The following is a 26,366-nucleotide window of genomic DNA, read 5'->3' as shown; positions in this document are numbered from 1 at the left end:
ATTAATTAATGATGAATCATTAAAAGGAGCGCAAAAAAGTGTCAGAAAATTATCGGATCGATAATCTCGATCAGGCCATCCTTACCGCCCTGATGGAGAATGCGCGCCTGCCTTACGCCGAACTGGCCAAACAACTGCTGGTGAGCCCGGGCACCATCCACGTGCGGGTAGAGAAGATGAAGCAGGCGGGCATCATCGAGGGAACGCGGGTGCAGGTGAACCCCAAGAAGCTGGGCTACGACGTCTGCTGCTTCATCGGGATCAACCTCAAGAGCGCCAAGGATTACCCGTCGGCCCTGGCCAAACTGCAGGCGCTGGACGAGGTGGTGGAGGCCTACTACACCACGGGCCACTACAGCATCTTCATGAAGGTGATGACCCGCTCCATCGACGAGTTGCAGACGGTACTGATCCACAAGATCCAGACCATCGACGAGATCCAGTCCACCGAGACGCTGATTTCGCTGCAAAACCCGATCCTGCGGGATGTGAAGCCCTGAGTCGGGTGGTCTGAGGGGGGCGTAGAGATCCCTCTCCCGTGCGAGACCCTGTTCGCGCAGCAGAATGCGACCCTGTGGGCTATGACACCCTGACCGGTGGATCAGGGTTCGATATAGGGGATGCCGTATTTGTCGTAGAGGGCTTTGAGCCGGCCGTCCCGCTTCATGTGCAGCAGTTCGGCATCATAGGCGGCCATCAGGGCCGGGGTGTCGGCATCGGCCCGGGAGCGGGTCCAGACATTGAAGTAGGGGCTGGTCTTGAGGGGTTTTGGCAGGTAGTCGAGCTTGCCTTCCAGTCCCTCCTCTCTTATCTGGGTGAAGGCGGTGACCAGGGACATGGGCACCACGTCGATGCGACCGGCGATGAGTTTGCGCAGTTGCAGCTGGTTGATGGGGATCTCCTGGAAGTGATAGCTCGGGTCTGTCATGGCCGCCGCGAGCTCGGGGGTATAGGAGAAATCCCGGGTGACACCGATACGCCAGGGTTTGAGATCCGTCAGATGGTCATAATGGATCCGGCCTGCGGACTCCTTGCGTATGAAGAAGTGCCAGCTATGGAGCATATGGGCCTGTTTGGGGTAGAGCAGATAGGCCTCCCGCTCCGGTTTGTAGGAGTGGGTCAGCAGCAGGTCATAGAAGCCGCTTTCGGCATTGCGGGTGAGCCTGGCCCCCGAATCGATGAGCTCAATCCTGATGGGGGTATGGAGCGTGCCGAAGATGGCGGTGACGAGATCCACATCCAGCCCGCGAGGGTGTCCCTGTGCATCCAGCCACTTGAGAGGGGGCTCCAGGATGCCACCAATGACCAGCTCCCTGGCTGACAGCCAGCAGGGCAGCAGCAAGCAGAATACGAGCAAGCGTCGCACGTTACATCTCCTGAGCACTCGGGACGGGGTCGCATCCGGCAGGGACTGTGACCGGCACCTATCTAACTAGAGACAACCACGGATGGCAAACCCTGAAATGGGGAGGGGACAAACGAACGGTGCCGGTGGGAGGGGGGCGGGCTGCCTCGACAGGCCGCCCCGTGGCAGAGTCGGGTGGGGTGGACCAGCCACTCGCCGGCTGTGGACGGGAGGGTGGCCGGCATGAAACCTGTGCGAGGTTGCCTGCCTCAGGTTGCCTGACACTGTTTCATCTGGGTGTTGAGGGCCTGCATCACCTGACGACGGCTGATGATGCCCGTCACCTTGCCTCCCTCCATCACTGGATAGACCTTGGGTCTGGCCCCGGCCATCTGGCGGGCGAGATCCACAATGTTGTCATCAGGAGAGACGAACAGCGGGGCCCGGCTCATCAGATCTTCGACCAGAGTACGGGTGTCGCAGTGATAGCTGCCCGTAAGCAGGGCGGGAATGCAATCCTGCTCGGAGAGAAATCCGACGAGGTGCTGATGGTCATCCAGTACCGGCAGGCCCCCCAGGTTTGCCCGATGGAGTCTGTCCAGCGCCTCGGCCAGACCGAGGCCGGGGTGCAGTGAGTGGGTCAATGGCTGCATATGATCGCGAATTTGTAGCATGATGGTGGCTCCATGGGGGTCGATGGGGCCACTATGCCCGGTGACCGTGACAGGGGGCCAATGGGTTTTGCCTCGGACATCGATAGGTCATGGCCGATGAATGGGCCCTCCGTGCGATCCTGCATGGATCGGGGAGGGCGACAACCACAAGGAGAAGGTATGCGTGCATTGGTAACGGGCTGTGGCCGTCGCCTGGGATTCTATCTGTGCGAGCAGCTGGTGGCTGCTGGCTGGCAGGTGACGGGCAGCTATCGCAGCGAACGGCCCGAGCTGGATCGTCTGCGAGACGTGGGCGTCGAGCTGGTTCAGGCGGACTTCACCCGGGAAGAGGAGGTGGGCGCCGTGGTGACGGCGCTGGCGGCCCATGAGGATCTTGCCCTGATCATCCACAATGCCTCTGCCTTCGAGCCCCAGGCGGCGGATCCTGCGGTGCAGCTGGCCCAGTTTGATCAGTTCTACCGGGTACACATGGCGGCTCCCTTCCAGCTCAACCGGGCGCTGGCCCCCGCCCTTGCCCGCCAGCCCAACGGGGGCATCATCCACATCACCGATATCTACATCCATGCCCCGGCGCCCCAGTTTGCCGCCTACGTGGCCACCAAGGCGGGAGCCCATTCCCTGGCCATGAGCTTTGCCCGCGAACTGGCACCCGCCGTGCGGGTCAACACCATAGAGCCTGGCCCCATCCTGTTTCTCGACGAGCACGGGGATGACTGGCGCCAGCAGGTGCTGGCGAAGACGCCGCTGGCGCGGGAAGGGGGTCTGGAGCCCATCTGGCAGGCGGTACAGATGCTGATGAAGAACGACTACATGACCGGGGCCAGCATCCGGGTGGACGGGGGGCGCGCCCTCGCCGTCATCTAGGGCAAGGCGGGCCGCCATGACATGAGGCGCTTTTGGGTGCCTCATGTGTGTGAACGGCTCAAGGGTGCCGGATGGCGGCGTGCCGGGAAGGGGGGCCGGGGTGGCCGTTGCCGGGAAGCAGGGCCTCGTCTTGCTGGCAGAGATGGATGGGGGCCTGGCCGATGCGCTGCTTCGCAAACACCTTGCTGCCCGGCAGGCCGAGGGTCACCTTGCCGGAGTCCACACTGCCGCCCTGATACATCTCCGCCAGCAGATCCCCCAGGTAGGCATCCACCCCGGCCTCGGCGAAGTCATCCCGTTCGCTGCAGGCCAGTATGTCGATGTCCAGTGGCCTGTCCGCCACCTTGCACAGGGGGTGGCTGCGATCCCGGCCATGAGCCAGCTCCATGGTGACAAACTCGGCCTTGAGCTGGACGGGGGAGAGGTCGCTCTGGACGACGAACAGGCAGTTGAGGAAGTCGTGGCGTGAATGCATGCCCACGGGCTTGGTCTGGATGACGGAACTCAGGTGAAGGCGACCAAAGCGGGCCAGCAATTCGGCGACGGCCTGACTGACGTGCAGGGCGGGGTCGAGATTGGATCCAATGCTACAGAGGTAAAACATGCTTTCCATTCCTTGGGTTGGGCTCGTCTGAAATATATACGCAGCTCACGGTTATGGGATTCACTATGAATTAACATGTCGTTATCTGTTGTGATCCAACGCTGATTGGCAGAAAGGAGGTTTGCATGAGCGTAGAAATGAAATGGGCACTGTTGGCCGCGTCAGGGGCCCTTGCCATGATCATTGTCATCTGTGTGGCGTCCGTCGGTCTGGCGTGAATCCGGCCTCGGTGAGCAATCAAACCGGCTTTATGGCCGGTTTTGCTTTTTGGGGCAGTGCGGATATGCTGGCTCCCCCATGACGAATCGAGACCGCAGAAGATGACCAAGGTTCGGCCCCGCTCCCTGCTCCAGGTAGTACTGATGGGCTTCGTGCTGGTGCTGATGCCCCTGGGGGGCATGATCTGGCACGACAGTCAGGCTCTCTCCCACCTGGGCCAGCTCACCAGCGACGAGATGGAACGTGCGGTGCGGGACACTCGCCGGGCGACGCTGCTCTCCACCCAGGCCATCGATCTGGAGCGCACCCTGCGCCGCTATGCGGTCCTGGGTGATGACCGCATCCTGGCCAGCTATCGGCAGCAGTTGGTGCGCTACCGGGAACTGCTCGCTACCCATCAGGACTCCATCCCGGATGCCGAGGTCTACGGAGATCTCGAGGCGGCGCTGGTCTGGCTCGACGGCCTGCAGGATCTGCGCAAGGCCAGGCAGGAGGCGACCAGCCCCCGTTTCACCGATTTCAACGAACTGAACCAGCAACTGGAGGTGGTCACCCGCAGCCAGGTGGATGATCACGTGACCCGCATGCGGGGCGCCATCGTGGAGCTGAAACAGCAGATCTGGTGGGTCAGCGGCTTCGTGGCCGGGCTCAGCCTGCTGCTGGTGTTGCTCTTTACCTACCTCATCATCCACCCGGTACGTCAGATTGAGTCGCGGATCCTGAGTTTGGGCGCCGGTGTCGAGCCGGATCAGCGCCCGGTGGATGGCCCGGCCGAACTGGTGCTGCTGGGGGAGCGGATCAGCTGGCTGCACGACAAGCTCAAGGAGCTGGAACAGCAGAAATACCAGTTCCTGCGCCACGTATCCCACGAGCTGAAAACCCCCCTTGCCGTGCTGCGGGAGGGGGCTGATCTGCTCTCGGAGCAGCTGGTGGGGCCCCTCAACGGGGATCAGCAGGAGATCTGCCAGATGCTGGAGGAGAACAGCCGCCGTCTGCAGACCCTGATCGAGCGGCTGCTCGACTTCAATCGCCTCAGCCAGCAGGAGGTGTTCACCCTGTCCGAGGTGCCCCTGGCGCCCTTGTTGTCAGACTTGTCCGAAGAGTACCGGCTCGCGCTGGAATCCAAGCAAATCAGTGTACACTTGCCGCCCGAGCCCATCAGCCTGCGGGCAGAGCCCTACCGCCTGCGACTCATCCTCGACAATCTCTTTTCCAACGCGGTCAGCTATGGCGCCAGGGGCGGACAGATCTGGATCCGCGCCGGGGCGGGGGCGGGCGGCGGCTGGCTGGAGGTGGCCAACGAAGGGCCTGTCATCCCGCCAGACGAGCGGGAGCGCATCTTCGAGCCCTTCGAACAGGGCAGCATAGTGCGCCAGGGATTGCTGAAAGGCTCCGGCATGGGCCTCTCCATTGCCCGTGAGTCTGCCATGAGCCTGGGCGGCGAGCTCAGGCTGATCGAGGATGCCCAGGCGGATGTCTGTTTCCGGCTGGATTTGAACGTGCGCCCGAGCTGACGGGCGTGGCGGCGACCCCGCAGGTGCGGGTGGCGCCTTGACACCGAATATTGAGAGGAGCGGGCAGGTGCCTGTTCCCCACCAGGATCTGAAGTGACATTCAAGATGAAACGATTTGTGATTCCCGTATTGATGATAGGCCTGCTCGCTGGCTGTTCCCTGCTGCCTTCTACCAGCCTCACCGAGCCTTCCCAGGAGGCGATTGCCAGGCGGATGGAGTTTGCCAACAAGGAGATGCAGGTGCGCCTGCAATACTCGGACTGGCTGCTGGCCAGCCATCCCCAGCAGCGGATGCAGGAGCGCCAGCGACTGGCCGGCGCCACCGACCTCGAGAGCCGGGTCAGCCTGGCCATGGTCAACACCCACCCGTCCGAATCGGTGGCCAGCCGCCGGGCCGGGCTGGATCAGCTGAAGGCTCTGTTGCCGGAGCTCGGTCTCGATGCCCAGGCCTTCCTGCGCAGCTGGATCGCCCTCGGGGAGGAGCTGCTGGTGCGAGACAGCCGCCGCGACGATCAGAGTCAGGAGGTGAAGCGTCTGCGCCAGCAGATAGAGCAGCTCTCCGCCATCGACGAGCAGCTCAACCAGCGTAAGCTCAATGGGGGAGGTCAGCCATGACAGCTCCGGACCGCGCCATAATGACCGCGTTTTTCGCCAAGAGGGGGTGAGAGCATGAGCCGTATTCTGCTGGTGGACGATGATGCCAGCCTGCTCAAGCTGATGAGCATGCGCCTGCGCAGCCAGGGTTACGAGGTGGATACCGCCGACAGCGCCGAAGGAGCGCTGGACAGGCTGCGCCAGCAACGGGCCGACCTGGTGCTGAGCGATCTGCGCATGGGGGGCATGGACGGGCTGGCGCTGTTCGAGCGGATCCAGTCCCAGTGGCTCGGCATGCCGGTGATCATCATGACCGCCCACGGCACCATTCCCGACGCCATCCAGGCGACCCGCACCGGGGTATTCAGCTTCCTCACCAAGCCCATCGACAAGGACGAGCTGCTGGTCACCATAGAACATGCTCTCAGCCTGACCCGTCCGAAGCAGCAGCAGGAGTGGCAGTCCCTCATCCAGACGCGCAACCCGCAGATGGAGCAGTTGCTGATCCAGGCGAGCAGCATCGCCACCATGGACGTGCCCGTGCTGATTCTGGGCCCCTCCGGCGCCGGCAAGGGGGTGATGACCCAGGCGCTGCACCAGGCCAGCCACCGCCGCGACAAGCCGCTGCATACCATCAACTGTGCGGCTCTGCCCTGGCCCGCGCTGGACTTGCAGCTGTTTGGCGAGGATGGCCAGTCCGGCCTGTTTGCCGAGGCCAAAGGCGGCACCCTCTTCCTCGACGAGATAGGGGATCTGTCGGAGTCACTCCAGGCCAAGTTGCTCCAGGTGCTGGCGGAGTATGGTCAGGGCACCCCCGAGGTGCGAGTCATCAGCTCCAGCCATCAGGATCTGGTGACCGCTATGGAAGAGGGGCGTTTTCGCGAGGATCTCTTCTACCGCCTCAACGTGGCCAACATCACCCTGCCGCCGCTGAGCGCCCGCAGCGAGGACATCCCCCTGCTGGCCCGTCAGGCGCTGGACGATTACCGCAACCGTCACCCCGATTGCGCCGCCCTCGGCTTCTCGCCGGAGGCGCTGGCCCTGCTGGCCGCCGCGGCCTGGCCGGGCAACGTGCGCCAGCTCTGCGGGGTGGTGGAGCAGCTCGCGAGCCTCTGCTGCAGCCCGGTGATAGGCGCGGCCATGGTGGAGTCGGCCCTGAGTGGCGGCGGTGGCGGCATTCCCTCGTTCAACGAGGCGCGGGCCGAGTTTGAAAAGGAGTACCTGATCCGGCTGCTGCGCACCACGGAAGGCAATGTGACCCTGGCGGCCAACATGGCGGGGAGAAACCGCACCGACTTCTACAAGCTGCTGAATCGGCACGGCATCGAGGCGGCCAACTTCAAGTCGAAGGGGTAAATGACAGAGGGGCGGCCCGTCGATGACGGGCCGCCCCTCTGGTTTCCGACCGAATCGGTTACCTTGCCAGGCTCAGGCTCAGGCTCAGGCCGGGTCGCTGACGCCGTCGGTGGAGAGGGTCTTCTGGGAGAGCCAGAGGCCGCTCGCCTTCATCAGATAGCCAAACAGGGCGCCGATGATGAGGGAGGGCAGAATGAGCCGCCACTCGCCTGCGGCGCCGAAGGTGGCACAGCAACCGGCGAAGGTGCCGGGAATGTAGGCGAGCCACTGCTGCCTGGCCTGCACGCACATCAGGGTGGCCACCACCCCTGTCATCAGATAACCCGCCATGCCGGCCCCCCACCAGGTCTCCCCGTGGATCAGCAGGAGTGCCCACAGCATGCCGGTGGTGTTGCACAGCAAGGTCTGCAACAGCGCCTTGTAACCGCCACTCGAGGCGAAGTAGCTGGTGCAGCCGAGGAAGCCTACCCAGGAGATGAGACCGAGTGCGGCGGCCAGTCCACCCCAGACGGCGGAGAGGATCCCGGTCGTGATGGCGATGGCGAACAGTGGGCTCATGGCGTGACTCTCAGTGGTTGAATCCGGAAAAGGAGGCAGCCTACTCCGCGGTAGAGCGGCAGCAAGCGGGGGCCGGATTGTGTGTGATCCCGATCACTCTTTGCAACTCTGGAATACGCTTGCGCTCGCGAAAAAAATTCATTGGAGGCGCCGCAGACCTTGTTCCATAATTAGAGGCCCTGTCCTGCTCATGGAGTGAGTCTGATGGTGCCAAACGTGATCGTTCCTCTGCTGGTGTTCGTAGTGCTCTTCCTGGCCGGTACCATGGCCAAGGCACTGCCCCTTTACCAACTCATGTAATTCTGTGTGAAATAAAACTCGGCCGGGGCGGGTCTTATGGTTGTCAACCTCATCGTCCCGGGAGTTTTTTCATGTTGATCAAGCGCCGTACTTCTCATCACCCCACCGAACAGGATGTCACGCCGGAAACCGTCTATCAGGATCGTCGCCGCATCCTGAAAGGGCTGGGCCTGGGCGTCGGTGCCGCCACCCTGGCGTTTCCGGTGAAGGCCAGCCTGCTGGATCTCTTCGCACCGGACAAGCCGGCCACCGTGGCCCCCACCAGACCCCTCGACATCCGTGCCGCGACCCGGCCAGAGGGATTGATCCTCACCCCGGAGGAGAAGGCCACCACCCACAACAATTTCTACGAGCTGGGGACCGACAAGGGGGATCCGGCCCGCAACGGCCATTACCTCAAGCCCGAGCCCTGGACCCTGAAGGTGGAAGGGGAGGTGGCCAAACCCTTCACCCTGGATGTGTGGGATCTCATCAACAAGAGCACGCTGGAGGAGCGCATCTATCGGCTGCGCTGCGTGGAGGCCTGGTCCATGGTGCTGCCCTGGAGCGGCATTGCGCTGGCGGATCTGATCCGCCGTGCCGAGCCCACCAGTCGCGCCAAGTTCGTGGCCTTCGAGACGCTCTATGATCCGGAACAGTTACCGGGGCAGGCCTCCCGTGCCCTGGGGGGCGGCATCGATTATCCCTATGTGGAGGGCTTGCGCCTCGACGAGGCCATGCACCCCCTCTCCTTCCTCGCCATGGCGCTCTATGGCAAAACCCTGCCCGCCCAGAACGGGGCTCCCATCCGGCTGGTTGTGCCCTGGAAGTACGGCTTCAAGAGCATCAAGAGCATCGTCTCCATCCGCCTGGTGGAGGAGATGCCCCCCACCACCTGGAACCTGCTGGCGCCGAACGAGTATGGTTTCTATGCCAACGTCAATCCGCAAGTGGATCACCCGCGCTGGAGCCAGGCCAGCGAGCGTTTCATCGGCGAGGGGGGCATCTTCGGTGCCAAGCGCCAGCCGACCCTGATGTTCAACGGCTACGGGGACGAGGTAGCGTCCCTCTATCAGGGGATGGATCTGCGTAAATGGTATTGAGACTGACGCTCTGTCCGACTGATCTCTTGTCTCCTTCTCCCCTGGTGGGAGAGGGGATGAGAAGCGGGAAAAACATGACGGGAACTGCAATATGATGCCGAGACTGAAAACAGCCCATGTCAACGGCTTGCGGGCGCTGGTGCACCTTGGTTCGATCGGCTTTCTGCTCTGGCTGGGCTATGCCGTGCCAGCCGGGCTGCTGGGGGGGGATCCGGTCCAGGGGCTGACCCATTACCTTGGCAAGGGGGCCCTCCACCTGCTGTTGCTGACCCTGCTGGTGTCGCCGCTCGCCAAGCGCTGGCGCCAGGGGCAGCTCATCAAGCTGCGCCGCCCCCTCGGGCTCTGGTGCGCCGCCTGGGCGTCCCTGCACTTCATGGTCTGGCTGGGGCTGGATCTGCAGTTCGACTGGGGGCTGATTGGCGGCGAGCTGGTCAAGCGCAGCTACATAGTGGTGGGCATGGTGGCGCTGCTGCTGTTGCTGGCGCTCGGCATCACCTCGATCCCGGCCCTGTTGCGGCGCATGGGGCCTGCCTGGCAGAAGCTGCACAACTGGATCTACGGGGTGGCTCTGCTGGTGCCGGTACACTACTGGTGGTCGGTCAAGAGCGGGTGGCAGGAGCCCCTCATCTATCTGGTGCTGGCCTGCGCCTTGCTGTGGCCCCGTCGGGAAAAGCTGCTGCGCCCCTGGCGCAGGCGAGCGCAAGTGGCCGGGAGGGAGGCGGCGCAACAGTCGTCACGCCCATAGCAAAAGAGGCCTATTCGGCCTCTTTTTTGGTGATCTCGCCGGTGTTGGCATCGACCTGCAACTGGACGCGCTGATCGTCGGCATCCAGGGTATCGACCTCGAATTTCTCCCCTTCCAGCTCCACTTCCCGAATGTCGTGATACCCTTGTGCCAGCAACAACTTGACCAGTCCGGCCATGTCGAGACGTGTCTGCGCCGCCCAGCCAAAGGTGGAAAAGAGGCACAAGATCAGCAGGATACTGCGTGGGATCATATTCATTCCGGATTCATGGCTGGCACACTATAAACGGCATTATGTTAGGTTTTGAGAGATGAATCACCCATGAATAGCGCGCTGCCCCTGCTTGGATTGCTGCTGCCGATGCTGGTTCAGGCGGCCCAGCCGAACGAGGCCTTGCTGCAACAGGCGGTCAGCGAGGGGCGGGTCCGCCCTTTTCATGAGTTGATGGAGGTGGCCTCCCGCCTGCCGGTGCGCGTGCTGCGCGTCGATCTGGGTGAGGAGGATGGCGTCTGGCTCTACGAGCTCAGGCTCATCGACGAGGAGAACAGCGTCATCAAGGTGGGCTATCGGGCTGACAACCTGGAGATGGTGTGGCTCAAGGGCCACCATCTGGAGCGCCTGTTCGCTCCGCGCCCGCCCCCGGAAGAGGAGTAACGGCGTGAGTCCGCGAACCTGCCGTTGTCCGGTTCGTCCCCCCAACCGTTGCCGGTGCCGGCACAACCCTGTTTTGGATACCCATGTATGCGCATTCTGATAGTTGAAGATGAAAAGATCCTCGCGGGCCAGCTGGCGGAACAGCTGCGTCTGTCCGGTTTCGTCACCGATCTCTGCCACGATGGCAACGAGGCGGGCTTTCTCGGCGAGACCGAACCCTATGACGCCATCATCCTGGATCTCGGCCTGCCCGGTCGCGACGGCCTGAGCGTACTGAAGGAGTGGCGCAGCAAGGGGATGGACACCCCGGTGCTGGTGCTGACCGCCCGTGGCCAGTTGCATGAGAAGATTGAAGGGCTCAACGCCGGGGCGGACGACTACCTCACCAAGCCCTTCCAGGTGGCGGAGCTGGTGGCGAGGGTGCAGGCGCTGGTGCGCCGGGCGGCGGGGAACGCCAGCTCCATCCTCGAGATCGGTGGCGTGCGTCTCGACATGGCGGCTTCTCAGGTATGGTACGAAGGGACCCCTATCAAGCTCACCGCCCACGAGTTCCGGGTGCTGGGCTACCTGATGCAGCACAGGGGCAAGGTGGTGTCCCGCAGCGAGCTGATCGACCACATCTATGCCCAGGATTTCGATCGCGACTCCAACACCGTGGAGGTGTTCATCGGCCGCATCCGCAAGAAGACCCACGCCGATCTCATCGAGACGGTGCGCGGCCTCGGCTACCGGATCAACGAATGACGCGACCGCAACCGATGGCGGGGTGGGTTGAATGAGGCTGGTACGCACCCTGCGAGGTCGGCTGGTGGTGATCGCCATGGTCTGGTGCGGTCTCTTCCTGTTCGCCACCGGCTTCAGCCTGCAGACCATGATGCGCAACTACTGGCAGGAGGCGGAGGCCGATGGCTTGCGCCTGCAGCTCTACGATCTGCTCTCCCGCCTCGAGATCCAGCCGGACGGCATGCCGGTGGTCACCGAGCCTATGGCCGACCCCCGTTATCGCCAGCCCTACTCCGGCTACTACTGGCAACTGGAGCTGGGGGAGACGGTGGTCAGTCGCTCCCGCTCCCTGTGGGATGCCCATTTGAGCGCCCACGGCCTGAAGTCGGCCTTCGGCGATCCGGACCTCTTCGTCGGCAAGGGGCCCAACAAGGAGCCCCTGCTCATCATGACCCGTACCGTGCTGCTGCCGGGGTCTGATCGGGTCTTCACTCTGGTGATGGCCAAGGACAGCAGCGCCCTGACCCAGACCCTGAAGAAGACCCGCATCAGCCTGTTCCTCGGCCTCGGCTTCGCCGCCACCGGCCTGGTGCTCGGCTTCATGTTCCAGATCCTCTACGGCCTGCGCCCGCTGCACCTGCTGCGTCGCGAGCTGAGCCGCGTCCATCAGGGTCATCAGGAGGGATTCCGGCTGCGTTACCCCCTGGAGATCCAGCCGCTGGTGGAGGACATCAACCGCCTGCTGCACCACTATGGCGAGCTGCTGCAACGAGCCCGTTCCCACACCGGCAACCTGGCCCACGCCCTCAAGACGCCGCTCAGCATCATGCGCAACCAGGTGACCCAGTTGCCGCCGGAGGATCAGGCCGCCCTCGGCGAGCAGCTCGACCAGATCCAGCGCCACATCGACTACCACCTCGGCAAGGCGCGGGTGACCGGCGCCGCCAAGATCCTCGGGGTGTCGACCCCGGTGCGGGCACGGGTGGAGTACATCTGCCGCGCCTTCTCCCGCCTCTATCCCGGCAAGACGGTGGACTTGCAGGTGCCGGTCAATCTGGCGGTCGGGGTGGAGGAGCAGGACTTCGACGAGATGGTGGGCAACCTGCTGGAGAACGCCTTCAAGTGGTCCGCCAGCGAGCTGCGCATCTCCAGCGCCGAGCTGGGGGGCTGGATCACCCTGCGCATCGAGGACGACGGTCCCGGCATGAGCGAGGATCAGATCGCCAAGGCGGTGCTGCGGGGGGTGCGCCTCGACGAGAAGGTGCCGGGCTCGGGCCTTGGCCTCAACATCGTCTCGGATCTCGCGGAAGCCTATCGCGGCAGCCTCATCATGGGGCGGGCCGAGCTGGGGGGGCTCGCCGCTTCCCTCTCCCTGCCCAAGGTGGCCAGGGTCGAGTGATGGGGCGCCCCGTCGGGGGGCCCCTTTTGTGCCGCCGTGCTGGCAAGGGTGCGGCACCCGGCATAAGATACTTCTCTTGTTTCAGGTGTAGGAAGGGTAGCAATGACTGACGATCCTTGGGCTTTGTGCCATCTCGATGATTCGTTCGATGCCTCGGTGCTGGGCACCAAGGGGGCCCAGATCCAGTGGTTCGAGGACAGGGATGCCCTGATCCAGTTCCTGCTGGAGGACTTTGTCGACCTGCTGGCCGACGTGGGTGAGCTGGACGAGGATCAGACCGAGAGCGCCCGCGAGCGCTTCACCCTGCTGGTGGAGCAGAGCCTGGATGATCGCACCCTGATGGATGCTATCAACGATCTCGCCTCCGGCCTGCGCCGCATTGCCTGGCTGGGGCCCCTCTCCGAACTGGCGGAGTTGAGCGACGACTTCGCAAGCGGGCTGCGTGCCTTCTTCTGGAGCCAGTATGACGGTGACGAGGATGACCCCGAGGCCTGGGTGCCGGAAGATCTCTGGCCCCAGCTGGTGGAGTGTGCCGAAGAGTACATGGTGGAAGGAGACTTCTGAGCCACCTTGTCCCCACTCTGGCTGCAAGGCGGGTGGAGTGTGCCGAAGAGTACATGGTGGAAGGAGACTTCTGAGCCACCTTGTCCGCGCTCTGGCTGCAAGGCGGGTGGAGTGTGCCGAAGAGTACAGGGTGGAAGGAGACTTCTGAGCCACCTTGTCCGCGCTCTGGCTGCAAGGCGGGTGGAGTGTGCCGAAGAGTATATGGTTGAGGGTGACTTGTGATTCTGAGCCACACCACAAACTGCGCTAAGAAAACGGCGCCTTGATGGCGCCGTTTTTGTTGCTCAGTCCTCTACTCAGCCGTTGGCCGGTACCTCGTGCGCCGTGTTGGCGAGCACTGGCCCGATATACTTCTCTATCTGCAATTGGGCCATGTGGCCGCAGTTGCCCTGGGCCAGACTGGACGAGCCCTCGTCGAATGTGAGGCAGTTGACGTTGCCGTTCTTGCAGATGCTGCCCGCTTCGCCCGGCTTGGCCGGATCGTACCAGGCCCCTTCACACACCCGCACTACCCCGGGCCGGATATCGGCGGAGATCAGGGCCCCCACCAGGATCTGGCCGCGCTCGTTGAAGGCCCGCACCAGATCGCCATCCTGGATGCCGCGCGCTTTGGCGTCGTCAGGATGGATCAGGATCGCCTCCCGATCGGCGATGGCGAACTTGTCCCGCAGCGGGGTGTTGTCGAGCTGGGAGTGCAGCCGCTGGGTCGGGTGGGAGGTGTTGAGCGACAGCGGATAGCGCGCCGCCACCTCGCTCTTCACCCACTCTTTGGGCTCATACCACCTGGGGTGACCGGCGCAGTCGGCATAACCCATCCCCGCCACCGTGTTGGAGAAGATCTCGATCTTGCCGGACGGGGTACCGAGCGGGTTGAGCAGCGGGTTCTCGCGAAAGTCGGCGTGACGGATCCACTGGCGGTTGGCCTCCGGGATCGGGAAGCGGATGTAGTTGTTGGCCTCCCAGAACATGTTGAACGGCGGCAGCGCCACTCGGGCACCGCGAGCCTGGGCCGCCATGCCGTCGTACATCTGCTTGAGCCACAGCATCTCGTCCTTCCCTTCGGTGTACTGCTCCTGCACGCCCAGCTTGGCGGCGATGGCGCTGAAGATGTCGAAGTCGTTGCGGGACTCATGCTGGGGGGGGACGCACTGGTGCATGGGGAAGACGTAGCGCTGGGAGTAGTCGCCCCCCATCTCCAGGTCGTTGCGCTCGTAGCTGGTGGTGGCCGGCAGTACGATGTCGGCGTGCTTGGCAGTCGCCGTCCAGTAGGGCTCGTGGACGATCACGGTCTGGGGTTTGCGCCAGGCCTGCAGCAGGTTGTTGGTGTCCTGATGGTGGTGGAAGGGGTTGCCGCCCGCCACGTAGACCAGCTTGATGTCCGGATAGGTCACCTTGCGGCCGTTGAAGTCGATGGTCTTGCCCGGGTTGGCGAGGCAGTCGGCGATGCGGGCCACCGGGATGGGGGCCGGGCTGTTCTTCGGTGCGCTGCCAGCGGAGATGCCCGCCAGAATGCCGCCCTTGGCGGTGGGGCTGCCACCGGAGGAGTAGTGGTAACTGAAGCCGTAGCCGCCCCCCGGCAGGCCGATCTGGCCCAGCATGGAGGCCAGAGTGACCAGCATCCAGTTGGGCTGCTCCCCGTGGTGCTGACGCTGCATGCCCCAACCGGCCATGATCATGGTGCGCTTGGCGGCCATGTCGAGGGCCAGCTGGCGGATCACCTTGGCATCGACGCCGCAGATGGCGCTCGCCCACTCGGCGCTCTTGGGCTGACCGTCATCCTTGCCGAGCAGGTAGGCGAGGAAGGTGTCGAAGCCGACGGTGTAGCGATCGAGGAAGGCCTGATCGTGCTTCTTCTCGCTGTAGAGGGTGTGGGCCACCCCCAACATCATGGCCACGTCGGTATAGGCGTTCGGGGCAATCCACTCGGCATTGGCCTGCTTGGCGGTCTCGTTGTAGACGGGGTCGATGCTGATGACCCGGGTGCCTTTCTCTTTCAGCGCCTTGAAGCCGGCCTGCCCCTCGTGATCCGGCATGTTCCAGCTGTTCTTCAGGGTCACCTGGGCGTTGACCCCCCAGAGCACCACCAGTTCGGCGTGTTCCACCACGTTGGGCCAGGCGGTCTGCTGCTCGTACACCTCGATGGAGCCCATCACGTGGGACATGATCACCTGGGCCGCGCCGGTGGAGTAGTCACCGGCATAACCGGTGAAGCCGCCCGAGAGGTTCATCAGGCGGTGCAGCAGGGTGCGGCTGTTGTGGAACATGCCCACGCTCTTCCAGCCGTAGGATCCGGCGTGGATCGCCTGCGGGCCGAAATCAGACTGGACGCGCTGGATCTCGCCGGCCACCAGTTCGATGGCCTTCTCCCAGCTCACTCGCACCCACTCGTCGGCACCGCGCAGCTCCGGTCTGGCACCCGGGCCGTGCTCCAGCCAGCTCTTGCGCACCATGGGGTACTTGATGCGGTTCTTGGCGTGGACCTGGAACGGCGCCATGTCGATGAGGTCATTCGGTGCCGGATCGTCGGCCACCGGCTGGACCCGCACCATGCGGCCCTCTGAGACGATGGCCTCGAAGGCCCCCCAGTGGGCGCCGGTCAGGATGCCTTTCTGGGCGGGCACCAGGGTGGGGAACTGCTCAAGGGCCGTGCTGACGGCCTTGGCCAGGGCGCTTTTCGGGAAGAGACCAGCCAGCAGGGGCAGGGCGGCACAGGCCCCCAGCCCCTTGAGCAGAGTACGGCGGGAGAGGTTGGTCTGTTGGTCATTGAAAAAAGTCATGGGAGAGTCCTCTGTTCCTGCCTTAATGGGCCGCGCTCATGTCGCTGGCATGTTTCTGCACGTATTGGGTGAGCATGCGCGCCTGCTCCGGGGTGAGGGAGGTACGGGACTCCATCCCCTTGATGACGCCGATCCACTGGTTGGCGTTGAAGTGATCCAGCGCGGTGAGGCCGTGACAGCCGGTGCAGTTGTTGGACATCAGGGTGGAGGCGTATTGCCACAGCTTGCCCTGGTCGCCGATGAGCTGGCTCTGGTCGACCCAGGCGGTCAGGCTGACCTGATGCCAGGTGAGGTTGGTGGCGCTGTCGGTCTCGCTCTTGCCGGTCACGAGGGCTTTTCTGGCGGCTTCGCCAACCAGCACGCTCAGGATCCGTTTGCCGGGGGCGGCGTAGAACACCTCGCTCACACCGTCCTGTTGCCAGCCGTCGATGCGCACCTGGGCGCGGCCGTTGTCGTTGGCCAGCACTTCCACCTGGGTGGAGGGCATCAGGGTGCCTTCGTCAGTCTTGGCGCCGGCCTCCAGATAGAGCGGGGTGGTGGCGATGGCATAGCGGGTGGTGACGGTGGCCGGGGTCTGGGCCGCGGCGGCGGCCAGTTCGCTGGCACCGGCGGCGGCCAGGCCGCTCATGTCCGGCATGATGTGGGCGACGCCGCGGTGGCAGTCGATGCAGGTCTGGCCCTCCTTGATGGCGACCGGGTGCTCGGCACGGGCATTGGGGCGCTGGGCCAGGATATCCATCGCCGCGTAGCTGTGGCAGCTGCGACAGGTGGCGGAGTCATTGGCCTTGAGCTGATCCCACACGGTCTGGGCCATGCGCAGCTTGTGGGCCTCGTATTTTTCCGGGGTGTCGAGGGTGCCGATCGCCTCGTGATAGATGTCTTTCACGGCGCGGATCTTGGTCCAGAGATAGGCGGCGGGTTCACTGGGGATGTGGCAGTCGGCGCACTCGGCGCGGATCCCCTTCACGTTCTGGAAGTGGACACTGCCCTGATATTCGGCGAGGGGGGTCTGCATGGAGTGGCAGGAGACGCAGAACTCGGTGGAGCTGGTCTTGTGCAGCACGGTGACGGTGACGCCCAGTGCAGCGACCCCCAGCAGGGCCCCGAGCAGCAGAAGCCAGAACCAGGTCTTTCTCAACAGTTTTCCAAGCATGGTGACGGTGTCCTTCGAATTCGGGTATTACCAATATAGTAGTAGTCCCAAGATTCGATGGGTTGACCTCGGTCATGATTTTTATTTCGACATGTAAGCAATTTTTGGGTTTTTTTTTGTTTGGGCATGCTTTTTTGAATTTTAATCGCACTTTTACCCTTCAACGGGAGCGGGATGCGCTGTGGTGAGGGCGATGCCCAAGCCGGGGCGAGGAGGCAGTACGCCACCCCGGGGCTTGGGGTTTGCGGTGAGAGGATTGTATACTGTTCACATATACAGTATTCAGGTGTATCCATCATGCGACTCTTTATCGCCGAGAAACCCAGCCTTGGCCGCGCCATCGCCGATGTCCTCCCCAAACCTCACAAGAAGGGGGAGGGTTTCATCGAGACGGCGCAGGGAGACGTGGTGACCTGGTGCATCGGCCACCTGCTGGAGCAGGCCGAGCCCGATGCCTACGATGCCGCCTACAAGCAGTGGCGCATGGAATCCCTCCCCATTGTCCCGACCCAGTGGCAGCTGGTGGCCAAACCCAAGACCAAGGCCCAGCTGGCCGTCATCAAGGGGCTCATCAAGCAGGCGGACTGCGTGGTCAACGCCGGTGACCCGGACAGGGAAGGGCAACTGCTGGTGGACGAGGTGATCGACTTTCTCGGCTATCCCAAGACCAAACCGGTTCAGCGCTGCCTCATCAGCGATCTCAATCCCCCCGCCGTGCGCCGCGCCCTCGACAAGCTCAGGGACAACAAGGAGTTCGTGCCGCTGGCGGTGTCAGCGCTGGCCCGTAGCCGTGCCGACTGGCTCTATGGCATCAACATGACCCGGGCCTATACCCTGCTTGGTCGCAAGGGGGGTTGCAGCGAACTGCTGTCGGTGGGCCGGGTACAGACCCCCTTGCTCGGTCTGGTGGTGCGCCGGGATCTCGAGATCGAGGCCTTCGTTCCCAAGCCGTTCTACGAGGTGATGGCCCATCTGCTGACCCAGGGCAACGAACGCTTCACCGCCAGGTGGCTGCCATCGGAGGCCTGCCTGCCCTGGCAGGATGAGGAGGGTCGGGTGCTCAACCGGGCGCTGGCCGCCAAGGTGGTGGAGCGGATCCAGGGGCAGCCCGCCCGGGTGGAGGCGGTGGAGGAGCAGGCGCGCAAGCAGGCGGCGCCGCTCCCCTACAATCTTTCCAGCCTGCAGATCGACGCTGCCAAGCGCTTTGGCATGGATGCCAAGCGGGTGCTGGACGTCTGCCAGAGCCTCTACGAGCGGCACAAGCTCATCACCTATCCCAGATCTGACAGCCGCCATCTGCCGAGCGAGCACTTCAACCGGGCCGGCCAGGTGCGGGAGGCCATCGCCAGCACGGCCCCTGCGCTGGCCAGGGCGGTCGCCGAAGCGGATGGCAGGATCCGCAGCAAGGCGTGGAACGACAGCAAGGTGGATGCCCACCACGCCATCATTCCCACCGAGAAGAGGGGGAACGAGGGGAGCCTGGGGGCCGACGAGGCGAAGCTGTACGGCCTGATTGCCCGCCAGTATCTGCTGCAGTTCTACCCGCCGTTCGAGTACAACGACAGCAAGGTGTTGCTGCGCATCGCCGGAGGGCTGTTCCAGGCCAAGGCGCGCCGCATCCTCAAGGCGGGCTGGAAGGCGCTGCTCGGAGTGGAAGAGGATGACGAGGAGGAGGCGGGAACCCTGCCTGCCCTGAAAGAGGGGGAGGAACTGCTGTGCGAGCGGGGGGAACTGCTGGAGAAGATGACCCAGCCCCCCAAGCCGTTTACCGATGCCACCCTGCTGGCCGCCATGACCGGCATCGCCCGTTATGTGCAGGATCCCGAGATCCGCAAGACCCTGCGGGAGACCGACGGTCTGGGCACCGAGGCGACCCGGGCCGGGATCATCGATCTGCTGTTCAAGCGCCGCTTCCTGGTGCGCCAGGGCAAGAGCATCAAGGCCACCCCGACCGGGCGAGCCCTGGTCCAGGCGCTGCCCGCGACCGCCACGACACCGGACATGACGGCACTGTGGGAGCAGAGTCTGGGCCAGATCGCCGAACGTCACGGCAGCTACCAGCAGTTCATGGGGCCGCTCACCGAGCAGCTCAACGGCCTGATCGAGGGGGCGCGGCAGGATTCCGGCGCCAGCTTCAGCGCGCTGCCCAAGGCGGCGCCCGGTGACAGCAAGCAACGCTTTGCCCGCCGCAAGCGGACTGGGTCCACCGCCGCACGCCCCCGCACGAGCAAGAGTGCTGGCAAGAGTACGGGAAAGAGCTCTGGCAAGGGGACGACCAGGGGCAAGGCGGCCTGAGGCTGGCGCGCGCCGTGATCACATAGAAAAGAAAGAGGGGCCGGAGGCCCCTCTTTGTATGGATGGGATGGCTTACCCCGTGTAGACGCTCTCTTCCGGATAACGGATGCGGGTCTCCACCGGGCGGGCCAGCATGATCGCCAGGGTGAGGGGTCCCAGACGGCCGCAGATCATCACCAGCACCAGGATCAGTTTGCCCGGTTCGCTCAGAGAAGCGGTGATGCCGGTGGACAGTCCCACGGTGGCAAAGGCCGAGATGGTCTCGAACATGATCTTGTCGAAGGGTTGCGACTCCGTGAGCATCAGCAGGAACATCGCCAGCATCAGCACCATGGTACTGACGATGATGATGGCCAGGGAGCGGGTCACTATCTGGGGTGACAGGGTGCGGCCGAAGGCGGTGACATGGGGGCGCTTGGTCAGAAACGCCCGGGTCGCCAGCAGGACGACGGCAAAGGTGGTGACCTTGATACCGCCCCCGGTCGAGGTTGCCCCGGCACCGATGAACATCAGCATCATCATGAACAGCAGGGAGGCCGGCACCATCTGGCCGATATCCACCGTGTTGAAGCCCGCCGTGCGCGCGGTGGCCGACTGGAAGAAGGCTGCCAGCCACTGGCTCCCGAAGGAGGCGTTGCCCAGGGTGCCCGGGTTGTTGTGCTCCAGCAGCCAGAACATCAGGGTCCCCAGCAGCAGCAGGGCAGGGGTCATCAGCAGCATCAGCTTGCTGTGCAGTTTCAGCTTGCGCCAGCGGCGGTTGCGCACCAGGTCGACGATGACGGTGAAGCCTACCCCCCCCAGGATCAGCAGGGCCGGTATGGTCAGGCTGATGATGGGGTCATCCCGGTAGTCCATGAGGTTGTTGGCAAACAGCGAGAAGCCGGCGTTGTTGAAGGCCGACACCGCGTGGAAGAAGCTGACGTAGAGGCCGTGGCCCCAGCCCATGTCGGGCACCCAGCGAATGGCCATGATGGCGGTGCCGATCAGCTGGGCAATCAGGGCGAACAGGACGATGCGCTTCACCAGCTGGACGATGTTGACGGACCCCTCCTGGCCCAGCGCCTCCTTGGCCAGCACCTGCTGGCGCAGCCCGACCCGCTTGCTGAACATGGCGATGAGCAGCAGTGTCATGGTCATCTGGCCGAGACCACCAATCTCCATCAATATCAACAGGATGATCTGCCCCTGCAGGGTGAAGGCGGTGCCGGTATCCACCACCCCGAGGCCGGTCACGCTGATGGCGGAGGTGGCGGTGAACAGGGCGTTGATGACGGTGACCTCACCCTTGTGGCTGGAGGGCTGGACCAGAAACAGGGTGCCAACCAGCAGGATGATGAGGAAACTGCCCAGGATGAGCTTGGCCTCGCTCCAGCGGGAGTTGTCTTCCCGATGCAGGGTGAAGGCGTAGTTGCTGCGCCAGTTGATCATAGGGTGTCGAGCCAGTGATCGATGGCGTGCTTGTTGCCGGCCAGGATCAGGATGTCACCGAGTTGCAGCTCCATCTTGCCGGTCAGGACGTTGTGCAGCACCTCACCCCGCTTGATGGCCAACAGCTGGAAATCGCTTTGCTGCAGCAGGCGCAAGTCGGCCAAGGTGCGGGTGTTTTGCTGCAAGCCGATCACGAACTCGGTCAGCACCATGTCGTGACCCAGCTCCAGGTAGTCGAACAGCCGGTTGTCCAGCATGCTCTGGGCCACCCGGCGGCCCATGTCCCACTCCGGGTTGATCACCTTGTCCGCGCCCACCTTCTGCAGGATCTTGGCGTGGAACTTGTCACGGGCCTTGACCCAGACCTTCTTCACGCCCGCCTCTTTCAGCACCAGCGTGGTCAGGATGCTGGTCTCCAGGTTGTCGCCGATGGCGACAAAGACGATGTCGAAATTCGCCAGGCCCAGTTCGGCGACCGTGGCCTCGTCGGTGGCATCGGCCACGATGACGTGGTTGCAGAGGGTGGCTATCTGGCGGGTCTTGCTCTCGTCGATGTCGATGGCCAGTACCTCGGCATTCTGGCGCTGCAACTCTTCGCACAAGGCGCTGCCAAACAGGCCCAGGCCGATGACGGCGAATTGATTGTTCATGCATGCTTCCTCAGCGGGATGAAGGGGTTACTCTACTCCAGCGCCGTGAGTCCGAAAAGTGTCCGGGTTTTTTGTCCCGGGGGATCTGGGGTAAACTGCGCCCTTGTCCTTGTCGGAACACACAGATGAAACTCACCCCCCACGCCTCCCTGTCGACCCTCAATACTCTGGGCCTGGACGCACACTGCCTCTGGCTGGCCGATGTGACCCGGCCGGATGATCTCGCGCAACTGCGGACCAACCCGGAGTTGGCCACCTTGCCGCGCCTGGTGCTGGGAGGAGGAAGCAACATCCTGTTCTGCGATGACTTTGCCGGTCTGGTGGTCCACAACGGCCTGAAAGGGATCACGCTGCACGAGGAGTCCGAGCACTGGCTGCTGCATGTGGCGGCAGGTGAAAACTGGCACGAGCTGGTATGCCACGCCCTGCAACAGGGCTGGCACGGGCTGGAGAACCTGGCACTCATTCCCGGGACGGTCGGGGCGGCCCCGGTACAGAACATCGGTGCCTACGGGGTCGAGCTGGCCAGCGTCTGTGCCTACGTGGAGGCGTTCAACTGGCAGAGTGGCGAGGTGGAGCGCATCGCGGCGGCCGACTGCCGGTTCGGTTACCGTGACAGCATCTTCAAGCACGACTATCAGGACTCCCACTTCATCACCGCCGTCGGTCTGCGCCTGCCCAAGGCATGGCGCCCGGTCGCCGGTTATGGCCCGCTGGCGGCGCTGGGGGATGCCCCTTCGCCACAGGCCATTTTCGACACCGTCTGTGCCACCCGCATGGCCAAGCTGCCGGATCCGGCGGTGCTGGGCAACGCGGGCAGTTTCTTCAAAAACCCTGTTGTGCCCGCCGCCCTGGCCGAGACCCTGAAACAGCAATACCCGCAGATGCCCTGCTACCCTGCGGCAGAAGGGCAGGCCAAGCTGGCGGCTGGCTGGCTCATCGATCAGTGCGGTCTCAAGGGGTTTGCCATCGGTCGTGCCGCCGTCCATCAGGAGCAGGCGCTGGTGCTGGTCAATCTGGGGGGCGCCAGCGCCATGGAACTCATCGCGCTGGCGGCCCATGTCCGCGACAGCGTGGAACACCAGTTCGGTGTGGTGCTGGAACATGAGGTGCGCTTCATGGGGCGCAGCGGTGAAACCTGGCTCGACGAGGTACTGGCATGACCCTGACCCCCGTCAGACAGACCCTGATCACCCTGCTCAGCGACGGCCAGTTCCATTCCGGCGAGCAGCTGGGCGAGCGCCTTGGCATCAGCCGGGCGGCGGTGAGCAAGCACATGGCCGCGCTCAAGGATCTGGGGCTGGATCTCTTCAGCCTGACCGGCAAGGGCTATCGGCTGGCGGTGCCCATGGCCCTCTATGACGAGGGGCGGCTGCAGGCAGAGGCACCGATGGCGCCGGTGCACTGCTTCCCTGTCATCGATTCCACCAACCAGTACCTGCTGGAGCGGGTCAATACCCTGAGCTCCGGGGAAAGCTGTCTGGCCGAGTGCCAGACCGCCGGGCGGGGACGTCGTGGCAAACCCTGGGTTTCTCCCTTCGGTTGCCAGCTGATCCTGAGCATGTACTGGCGGCTTGAGCAGGGCATGGCGGCCGCCATGGGACTGAGTCTCGCGGTCGGCGTGGCGGTGGTCGAGGCGCTGGAGTCACTCGGTTATCCCGGGGTGGCGCTCAAGTGGCCGAACGACCTCTATTACCAGGGCCGCAAGCTGGCGGGCATCCTGGTGGAGATGAGCGGCAGTGCGGGTGCCAGCTGCCATCTGGTGATCGGGGTCGGCCTCAATCTGGCGATGCCGAGTCGGGAGGGGGAGAAGATCGATCAGGCCTGGTCCGAGCTGCGCCATATCCAGCCCGAGCCGGTGGATCGCAACGAGCTGGCCGCCTGCGTGCTGCTGCACCTGCAACAGGCCATGCAAACCTTCGAACAGTCGGGGCTGGCGAGTTTTGTCGAGAGCTGGAACCGGCTCGACCACTTCGCCGGCCAGCCGGTAAAGCTGCTGATGGGAGAGCAGGTGATCCGCGGGATTGCCCGGGGGATCGACGAACGCGGAGCCCTGCGTCTGGAGACGGAAGAGGGGCTCAAGCTCTATCTGGGAGGGGAACTCTCCCTGCGGCGGGGGGACTGAACCCATACGCTCATGACGACTGAATGTAAGAGGGGGCCTGCGGGCCCCCTCTTCCATGTATGCATTGCGACAGTGGTCACTTGCGCAGCTTGATCTGCTCGATGGCGTGCTCGTTGCCCTTGGTGAGGATGAGGTTGGCCCGCTCCCGGGTCGGCAAGATGTTCTCTTGCAGGTTCAGGTAGTTGATATCCTGCCAGATGTTGTTGGCGATCTCGGTCGCCTCGCTCTCGGCCAGCTTGGCGTAGTGGTGGAAATAGGAGTCGGGATCCGAGAAGGCGCCGCTGCGGAATTTGAGAAAACGATCGATGTACCAGGTGCGCAGCAGCTCGGCGTCAGCATCCACATAGATGGAGAAGTCGACGAAGTCCGACACGAACACACGATGGGGGTCCTGGGGATAGTCCATGCCGCTTTGCAGCACATTGAGCCCCTCCAGGATCAGGATGTCCGGCTGCTCCACCACCTTCTTCTCGTCGGGCAGGATGTCATAGATCAGGTGGGAGTAGACGGGGGCCTCGACCTTCTCGTGGCCGGCGCGGATATTGGCGACAAACTCCACCAGATGGCGGATGTCATAAGACTCGGGGAATCCCTTGCGACGCATCAGGCCACGGGCTTCCAGCTCCTTGTTGGGAAACAGGAAGCCGTCGGTGGTGACCAGCTCCACCCTGGGGTGCTCCGGCCAGCGCTCCAGCAATGCCTGAAGGATACGGGCCGTGGTGCTCTTGCCCCCCGCCACGCTGCCGGCGATGCTGATGATATAGGTGCCCTTGCCGCGGGACTGACCGAGAAACTGCTCCAGCACCCGGCTGCGGCGCTGCTTGGCCTTGACGTAGAGATTGAGGAGACGGGAGAGGGGCAGATAGATCTCTTCCACTTCCCGCAATGACACCTTCTCGTTGATCCCGCGCAGGGTCTGCAGATCGTGCTCGGTCAGGGTCAGGGGGACCGCATCGCGCAATAACGCCCATTGTTCGCGGGTGAATTGCAAATAGGGGTTATGCTCTGTCGTCATGGTGTCATCACTGTTTCTTGGGCAGGGCGACCATACACCAAGGGATCGGGAGCGACAAGGGACGCGTCCGGTCGGGACGGAGAAGGCGCGTTTTTTTGCTTGGATCCCGGCATAAATGCACATTTTGCAAGGTGCAATGGTTGCATCCCCAAAATCCTTACCATAAAATGCGCGACGCTTGGATGTCTATCGTCTATTTGCCCAGCAAAAGCGACAAAAACAACGGGTGCAAGCAGAATTACCGTTGTGGCATTTATGCAACTGGAGGGGTTCCCGAGCGGCCAAAGGGATCAGACTGTAAATCTGACGGCTCTGCCTTCGAAGGTTCGAATCCTTCTCCCTCCACCATATTTCTCTGCGGTTTGAGTTCTTTGGGTTAGAGAAATGCGGGCATCGTATAATGGCTATTACCTCAGCCTTCCAAGCTGATGATGCGGGTTCGATTCCCGCTGCCCGCTCCAAGATGCTGATATGGCTCAGGTAATTCTGAGAGCCACACCTTAGGGTGAGTTCGGCAATCGAACCAGCCTGTCAGCACCAACCTCTCTACTCCCCTTGATTCAAATCCATCATATAAACTGTTCTGTGGTTAGCTTGCCACCGCGTACTCAGCGTTAGTTTAGAGGGACGATCATGTCTAAAGAAAAATTTGAGCGTAATAAACCGCACGTTAACGTGGGTACCATCGGCCACGTTGACCACGGTAAAACCACCCTGACCGCCGCCATCACCAACGTGCTGGCCAAGCACTTCGGTGGTAAAGCTTTCGCCTTCGACCAGATCGACAAGGCACCGGAAGAGCGTGAGCGTGGTATCACCATCAACACCTCCCACGTAGAATACGACACTGCTACCCGCCACTACGCCCACGTAGATTGCCCGGGTCACGCCGACTACGTTAAAAACATGATCACCGGCGCTGCCCAGATGGACGGCGCAATCCTGGTAGTAGCAGCGACTGACGGCCCGATGCCGCAGACTCGTGAGCACATCCTGCTGGGTCGTCAGGTAGGCGTTCCGTACATCATCGTGTTCATGAACAAGTGCGACATGGTAGATGACGAAGAGCTGCTGGAACTGGTCGAGATGGAAGTTCGCGAACTGCTGTCCGAGTACGACTTCCCGGGTGATGACCTGCCGGTAGTACGTGGTTCCGCACTGAAAGCGCTGGAAGGCGAAGCTCAGTGGGAAGAGAAGATCCTGGAACTGGCTGGCCACCTGGACACCTACATTCCGGAGCCGGAGCGCGCAATTGACCAGCCGTTCCTGATGCCTATCGAAGACGTCTTCTCCATCGCAGGCCGTGGTACCGTAGTAACCGGTCGTGTAGAGCGCGGTATCGTTAAAGTTGGTGAAGAAGTGGAAATCGTTGGTATCAAAGATACCACCAAGACCACCTGTACCGGCGTTGAAATGTTCCGCAAACTGCTGGACGAAGGTCGTGCAGGTGAGAACGTTGGCGCGCTGCTGCGTGGCGTGAAGCGTGAAGACGTAGAGCGTGGTCAGGTACTGGCCAAGCCGGGCACCATCAAGCCGCACACTAAGTTCGAATCCGAAGTGTACGTGCTGTCCAAAGAAGAAGGTGGTCGTCACACTCCGTTCTTCAAGGGCTACCGTCCGCAGTTCTACTTCCGTACTACCGACGTGACCGGTACCATCGAACTGCCGGAAGGCGTAGAGATGGTCATGCCGGGCGACAACATCAAGATGGTTGTTACCCTGATTGC

Annotated in this window: 26 protein-coding genes and 2 tRNA genes; 18 read left to right on the top strand and 10 right to left on the bottom strand. The window is 63.0% G+C overall.

Annotation, left to right across the window (positions count from 1 at the left end; all coding sequences use genetic code 11):
* The first annotated feature begins 38 nt into the window (after positions 1-38).
* The gene (gene asnC / locus AB5Y64_RS17770; RefSeq protein WP_010675986.1) at positions 39-500 is read left to right on the top strand and encodes a transcriptional regulator AsnC; all 462 of its coding nucleotides are present in this window, start codon (positions 39-41) and stop codon (positions 498-500) included.
* Positions 501-601: 101 nt separating this feature from the next.
* On the opposite strand, the gene AB5Y64_RS17765 is transcribed toward asnC, so the two are convergent.
* A complete protein-coding gene (locus AB5Y64_RS17765; RefSeq protein ID WP_039039620.1) occupies positions 602-1,366 on the bottom strand; it encodes an ABC transporter substrate-binding protein in 765 nt (254 codons plus the stop codon).
* Between the two features lie 248 nt (positions 1,367-1,614).
* Entirely contained in the window at positions 1,615-2,019 is a 405-nt protein-coding gene (locus AB5Y64_RS17760) for a CBS domain-containing protein (RefSeq protein WP_039039619.1), read from the bottom strand.
* A 159-nt stretch (positions 2,020-2,178) separates the two neighbouring features.
* On the opposite strand from AB5Y64_RS17760, the gene AB5Y64_RS17755 reads away from it, so the two are divergent.
* Positions 2,179-2,883: an SDR family oxidoreductase gene (locus AB5Y64_RS17755; protein WP_039039618.1), complete on the top strand. Its 705-nt coding sequence runs from the start codon at positions 2,179-2,181 to the stop codon at positions 2,881-2,883.
* Positions 2,884-2,941: 58 nt separating this feature from the next.
* On the opposite strand, the gene folK is transcribed toward AB5Y64_RS17755, so the two are convergent.
* Positions 2,942-3,487, bottom strand: a complete 546-nt coding sequence (gene folK / locus AB5Y64_RS17750; RefSeq protein WP_039039617.1) for a 2-amino-4-hydroxy-6-hydroxymethyldihydropteridine diphosphokinase — start codon at positions 3,485-3,487, stop codon at positions 2,942-2,944.
* Positions 3,488-3,612: 125 nt separating this feature from the next.
* Between folK and AB5Y64_RS17745 the strand changes: the two genes are divergently transcribed.
* The 4 genes from AB5Y64_RS17745 to AB5Y64_RS17730 all read left to right on the top strand — a co-directional run bounded on the left by AB5Y64_RS17745 (position 3,613) and on the right by AB5Y64_RS17730 (position 7,170).
* Positions 3,613-3,705 (top strand): YnhF family membrane protein, encoded by a 93-nt coding sequence (locus AB5Y64_RS17745; protein ID WP_010675981.1) that lies wholly within the window; start codon positions 3,613-3,615, stop codon positions 3,703-3,705.
* 102 nt (positions 3,706-3,807) lie between these two features.
* Positions 3,808-5,220: an ATP-binding protein gene (locus tag AB5Y64_RS17740; RefSeq protein ID WP_039039616.1), complete on the top strand. Its 1,413-nt coding sequence runs from the start codon at positions 3,808-3,810 to the stop codon at positions 5,218-5,220.
* 105 nt (positions 5,221-5,325) lie between these two features.
* Positions 5,326-5,835: a hypothetical protein gene (locus AB5Y64_RS17735; protein WP_039039694.1), complete on the top strand. Its 510-nt coding sequence runs from the start codon at positions 5,326-5,328 to the stop codon at positions 5,833-5,835.
* Positions 5,836-5,889: 54 nt separating this feature from the next.
* A complete protein-coding gene (locus AB5Y64_RS17730; protein ID WP_039039615.1) occupies positions 5,890-7,170 on the top strand; it encodes a sigma 54-interacting transcriptional regulator in 1,281 nt (426 codons plus the stop codon).
* Positions 7,171-7,254: 84 nt separating this feature from the next.
* On the opposite strand, the gene AB5Y64_RS17725 is transcribed toward AB5Y64_RS17730, so the two are convergent.
* Entirely contained in the window at positions 7,255-7,728 is a 474-nt protein-coding gene (locus tag AB5Y64_RS17725) for a DUF1097 domain-containing protein (RefSeq protein WP_039039614.1), read from the bottom strand.
* 371 nt (positions 7,729-8,099) lie between these two features.
* On the opposite strand from AB5Y64_RS17725, the gene msrP reads away from it, so the two are divergent.
* The gene (gene msrP, locus AB5Y64_RS17720; RefSeq protein WP_368204307.1) at positions 8,100-9,110 is read left to right on the top strand and encodes a protein-methionine-sulfoxide reductase catalytic subunit MsrP; all 1,011 of its coding nucleotides are present in this window, start codon (positions 8,100-8,102) and stop codon (positions 9,108-9,110) included.
* A 91-nt stretch (positions 9,111-9,201) separates the two neighbouring features.
* Entirely contained in the window at positions 9,202-9,855 is a 654-nt protein-coding gene (msrQ, locus tag AB5Y64_RS17715) for a protein-methionine-sulfoxide reductase heme-binding subunit MsrQ (RefSeq protein WP_039039612.1), read from the top strand.
* A gap of 10 nt (positions 9,856-9,865) precedes the next feature.
* Here the strand turns inward: msrQ and AB5Y64_RS17710 are convergent, their stop codons facing one another.
* Positions 9,866-10,114: a PepSY domain-containing protein gene (locus AB5Y64_RS17710; protein WP_039039611.1), complete on the bottom strand. Its 249-nt coding sequence runs from the start codon at positions 10,112-10,114 to the stop codon at positions 9,866-9,868.
* A gap of 63 nt (positions 10,115-10,177) precedes the next feature.
* On the opposite strand from AB5Y64_RS17710, the gene AB5Y64_RS17705 reads away from it, so the two are divergent.
* From AB5Y64_RS17705 to AB5Y64_RS17690, 4 genes are all read left to right on the top strand, one after another.
* Positions 10,178-10,510 carry a PepSY domain-containing protein gene (locus AB5Y64_RS17705; RefSeq protein WP_010675972.1) on the top strand — a complete coding sequence of 111 codons (333 nt, stop codon included), beginning with the start codon at positions 10,178-10,180 and terminating at the stop codon, positions 10,508-10,510.
* Between the two features lie 87 nt (positions 10,511-10,597).
* Entirely contained in the window at positions 10,598-11,254 is a 657-nt protein-coding gene (locus AB5Y64_RS17700; protein WP_005332666.1) for a response regulator transcription factor, read from the top strand.
* 31 nt (positions 11,255-11,285) lie between these two features.
* A complete protein-coding gene (locus tag AB5Y64_RS17695) occupies positions 11,286-12,632 on the top strand; it encodes a sensor histidine kinase (protein WP_010675971.1) in 1,347 nt (448 codons plus the stop codon).
* Positions 12,633-12,734: 102 nt separating this feature from the next.
* A complete protein-coding gene (locus AB5Y64_RS17690; RefSeq protein ID WP_010675970.1) occupies positions 12,735-13,196 on the top strand; it encodes a hypothetical protein in 462 nt (153 codons plus the stop codon).
* 296 nt (positions 13,197-13,492) lie between these two features.
* Here AB5Y64_RS17690 and torA read toward each other — a convergent pair whose 3' ends face one another.
* A complete protein-coding gene (gene torA / locus AB5Y64_RS17685; protein WP_039041037.1) occupies positions 13,493-15,973 on the bottom strand; it encodes a trimethylamine-N-oxide reductase TorA in 2,481 nt (826 codons plus the stop codon).
* Positions 15,974-15,995: 22 nt separating this feature from the next.
* Entirely contained in the window at positions 15,996-17,126 is a 1,131-nt protein-coding gene (locus AB5Y64_RS17680) for a NapC/NirT family cytochrome c (protein WP_039041036.1), read from the bottom strand.
* Positions 17,127-17,423: 297 nt separating this feature from the next.
* On the opposite strand from AB5Y64_RS17680, the gene AB5Y64_RS17675 reads away from it, so the two are divergent.
* A complete protein-coding gene (locus tag AB5Y64_RS17675; protein ID WP_039041035.1) occupies positions 17,424-19,421 on the top strand; it encodes a DNA topoisomerase III in 1,998 nt (665 codons plus the stop codon).
* 72 nt (positions 19,422-19,493) lie between these two features.
* Here AB5Y64_RS17675 and AB5Y64_RS17670 read toward each other — a convergent pair whose 3' ends face one another.
* Complete coding sequence (locus AB5Y64_RS17670; RefSeq protein ID WP_010675966.1) at positions 19,494-20,849, bottom strand: TrkH family potassium uptake protein; 1,356 nt, start codon at positions 20,847-20,849, stop codon at positions 19,494-19,496.
* Entirely contained in the window at positions 20,846-21,499 is a 654-nt protein-coding gene (locus tag AB5Y64_RS17665; protein ID WP_010675965.1) for a TrkA family potassium uptake protein, read from the bottom strand. Before AB5Y64_RS17665 ends, AB5Y64_RS17670 begins: the two co-directional genes overlap by 4 nt.
* Before the next feature lie 125 nt (positions 21,500-21,624).
* Between AB5Y64_RS17665 and murB the strand changes: the two genes are divergently transcribed.
* Together murB and birA are read left to right on the top strand one after the other, a co-directional pair.
* Positions 21,625-22,662, top strand: a complete 1,038-nt coding sequence (murB, locus tag AB5Y64_RS17660; protein WP_039041034.1) for a UDP-N-acetylmuramate dehydrogenase — start codon at positions 21,625-21,627, stop codon at positions 22,660-22,662.
* Positions 22,659-23,624, top strand: coding sequence for a bifunctional biotin--[acetyl-CoA-carboxylase] ligase/biotin operon repressor BirA (birA, locus tag AB5Y64_RS17655; protein ID WP_039041033.1), 966 nt, complete (start codon positions 22,659-22,661; stop codon positions 23,622-23,624). The genes murB and birA overlap by 4 nt, the downstream gene beginning before the upstream one ends.
* Positions 23,625-23,700: 76 nt before the next feature.
* Here birA and coaA read toward each other — a convergent pair whose 3' ends face one another.
* Positions 23,701-24,639, bottom strand: a complete 939-nt coding sequence (gene coaA / locus AB5Y64_RS17650; RefSeq protein ID WP_029314861.1) for a type I pantothenate kinase — start codon at positions 24,637-24,639, stop codon at positions 23,701-23,703.
* A gap of 263 nt (positions 24,640-24,902) precedes the next feature.
* On the opposite strand from coaA, the gene AB5Y64_RS17645 reads away from it, so the two are divergent.
* From AB5Y64_RS17645 to tuf, 3 genes are all read left to right on the top strand, one after another.
* Positions 24,903-24,987 (top strand) — tRNA-Tyr (locus AB5Y64_RS17645).
* A 38-nt stretch (positions 24,988-25,025) separates the two neighbouring features.
* A tRNA-Gly gene (locus tag AB5Y64_RS17640) sits at positions 25,026-25,100 on the top strand.
* A 172-nt stretch (positions 25,101-25,272) separates the two neighbouring features.
* On the top strand, positions 25,273-26,366 hold a 1,094-nt coding region (gene tuf / locus AB5Y64_RS17635), incomplete at its 3' end, for an elongation factor Tu (protein WP_005306258.1).

It is taken from the genome of Aeromonas sp. R5-1 (genome assembly GCF_040908265.1).
Classification (GTDB): domain Bacteria; phylum Pseudomonadota; class Gammaproteobacteria; order Enterobacterales; family Aeromonadaceae; genus Aeromonas; species Aeromonas caviae.
Note: the sequence above shows the minus strand (reverse complement) of the source record. Positions and strands in the feature narration are given on the sequence as shown.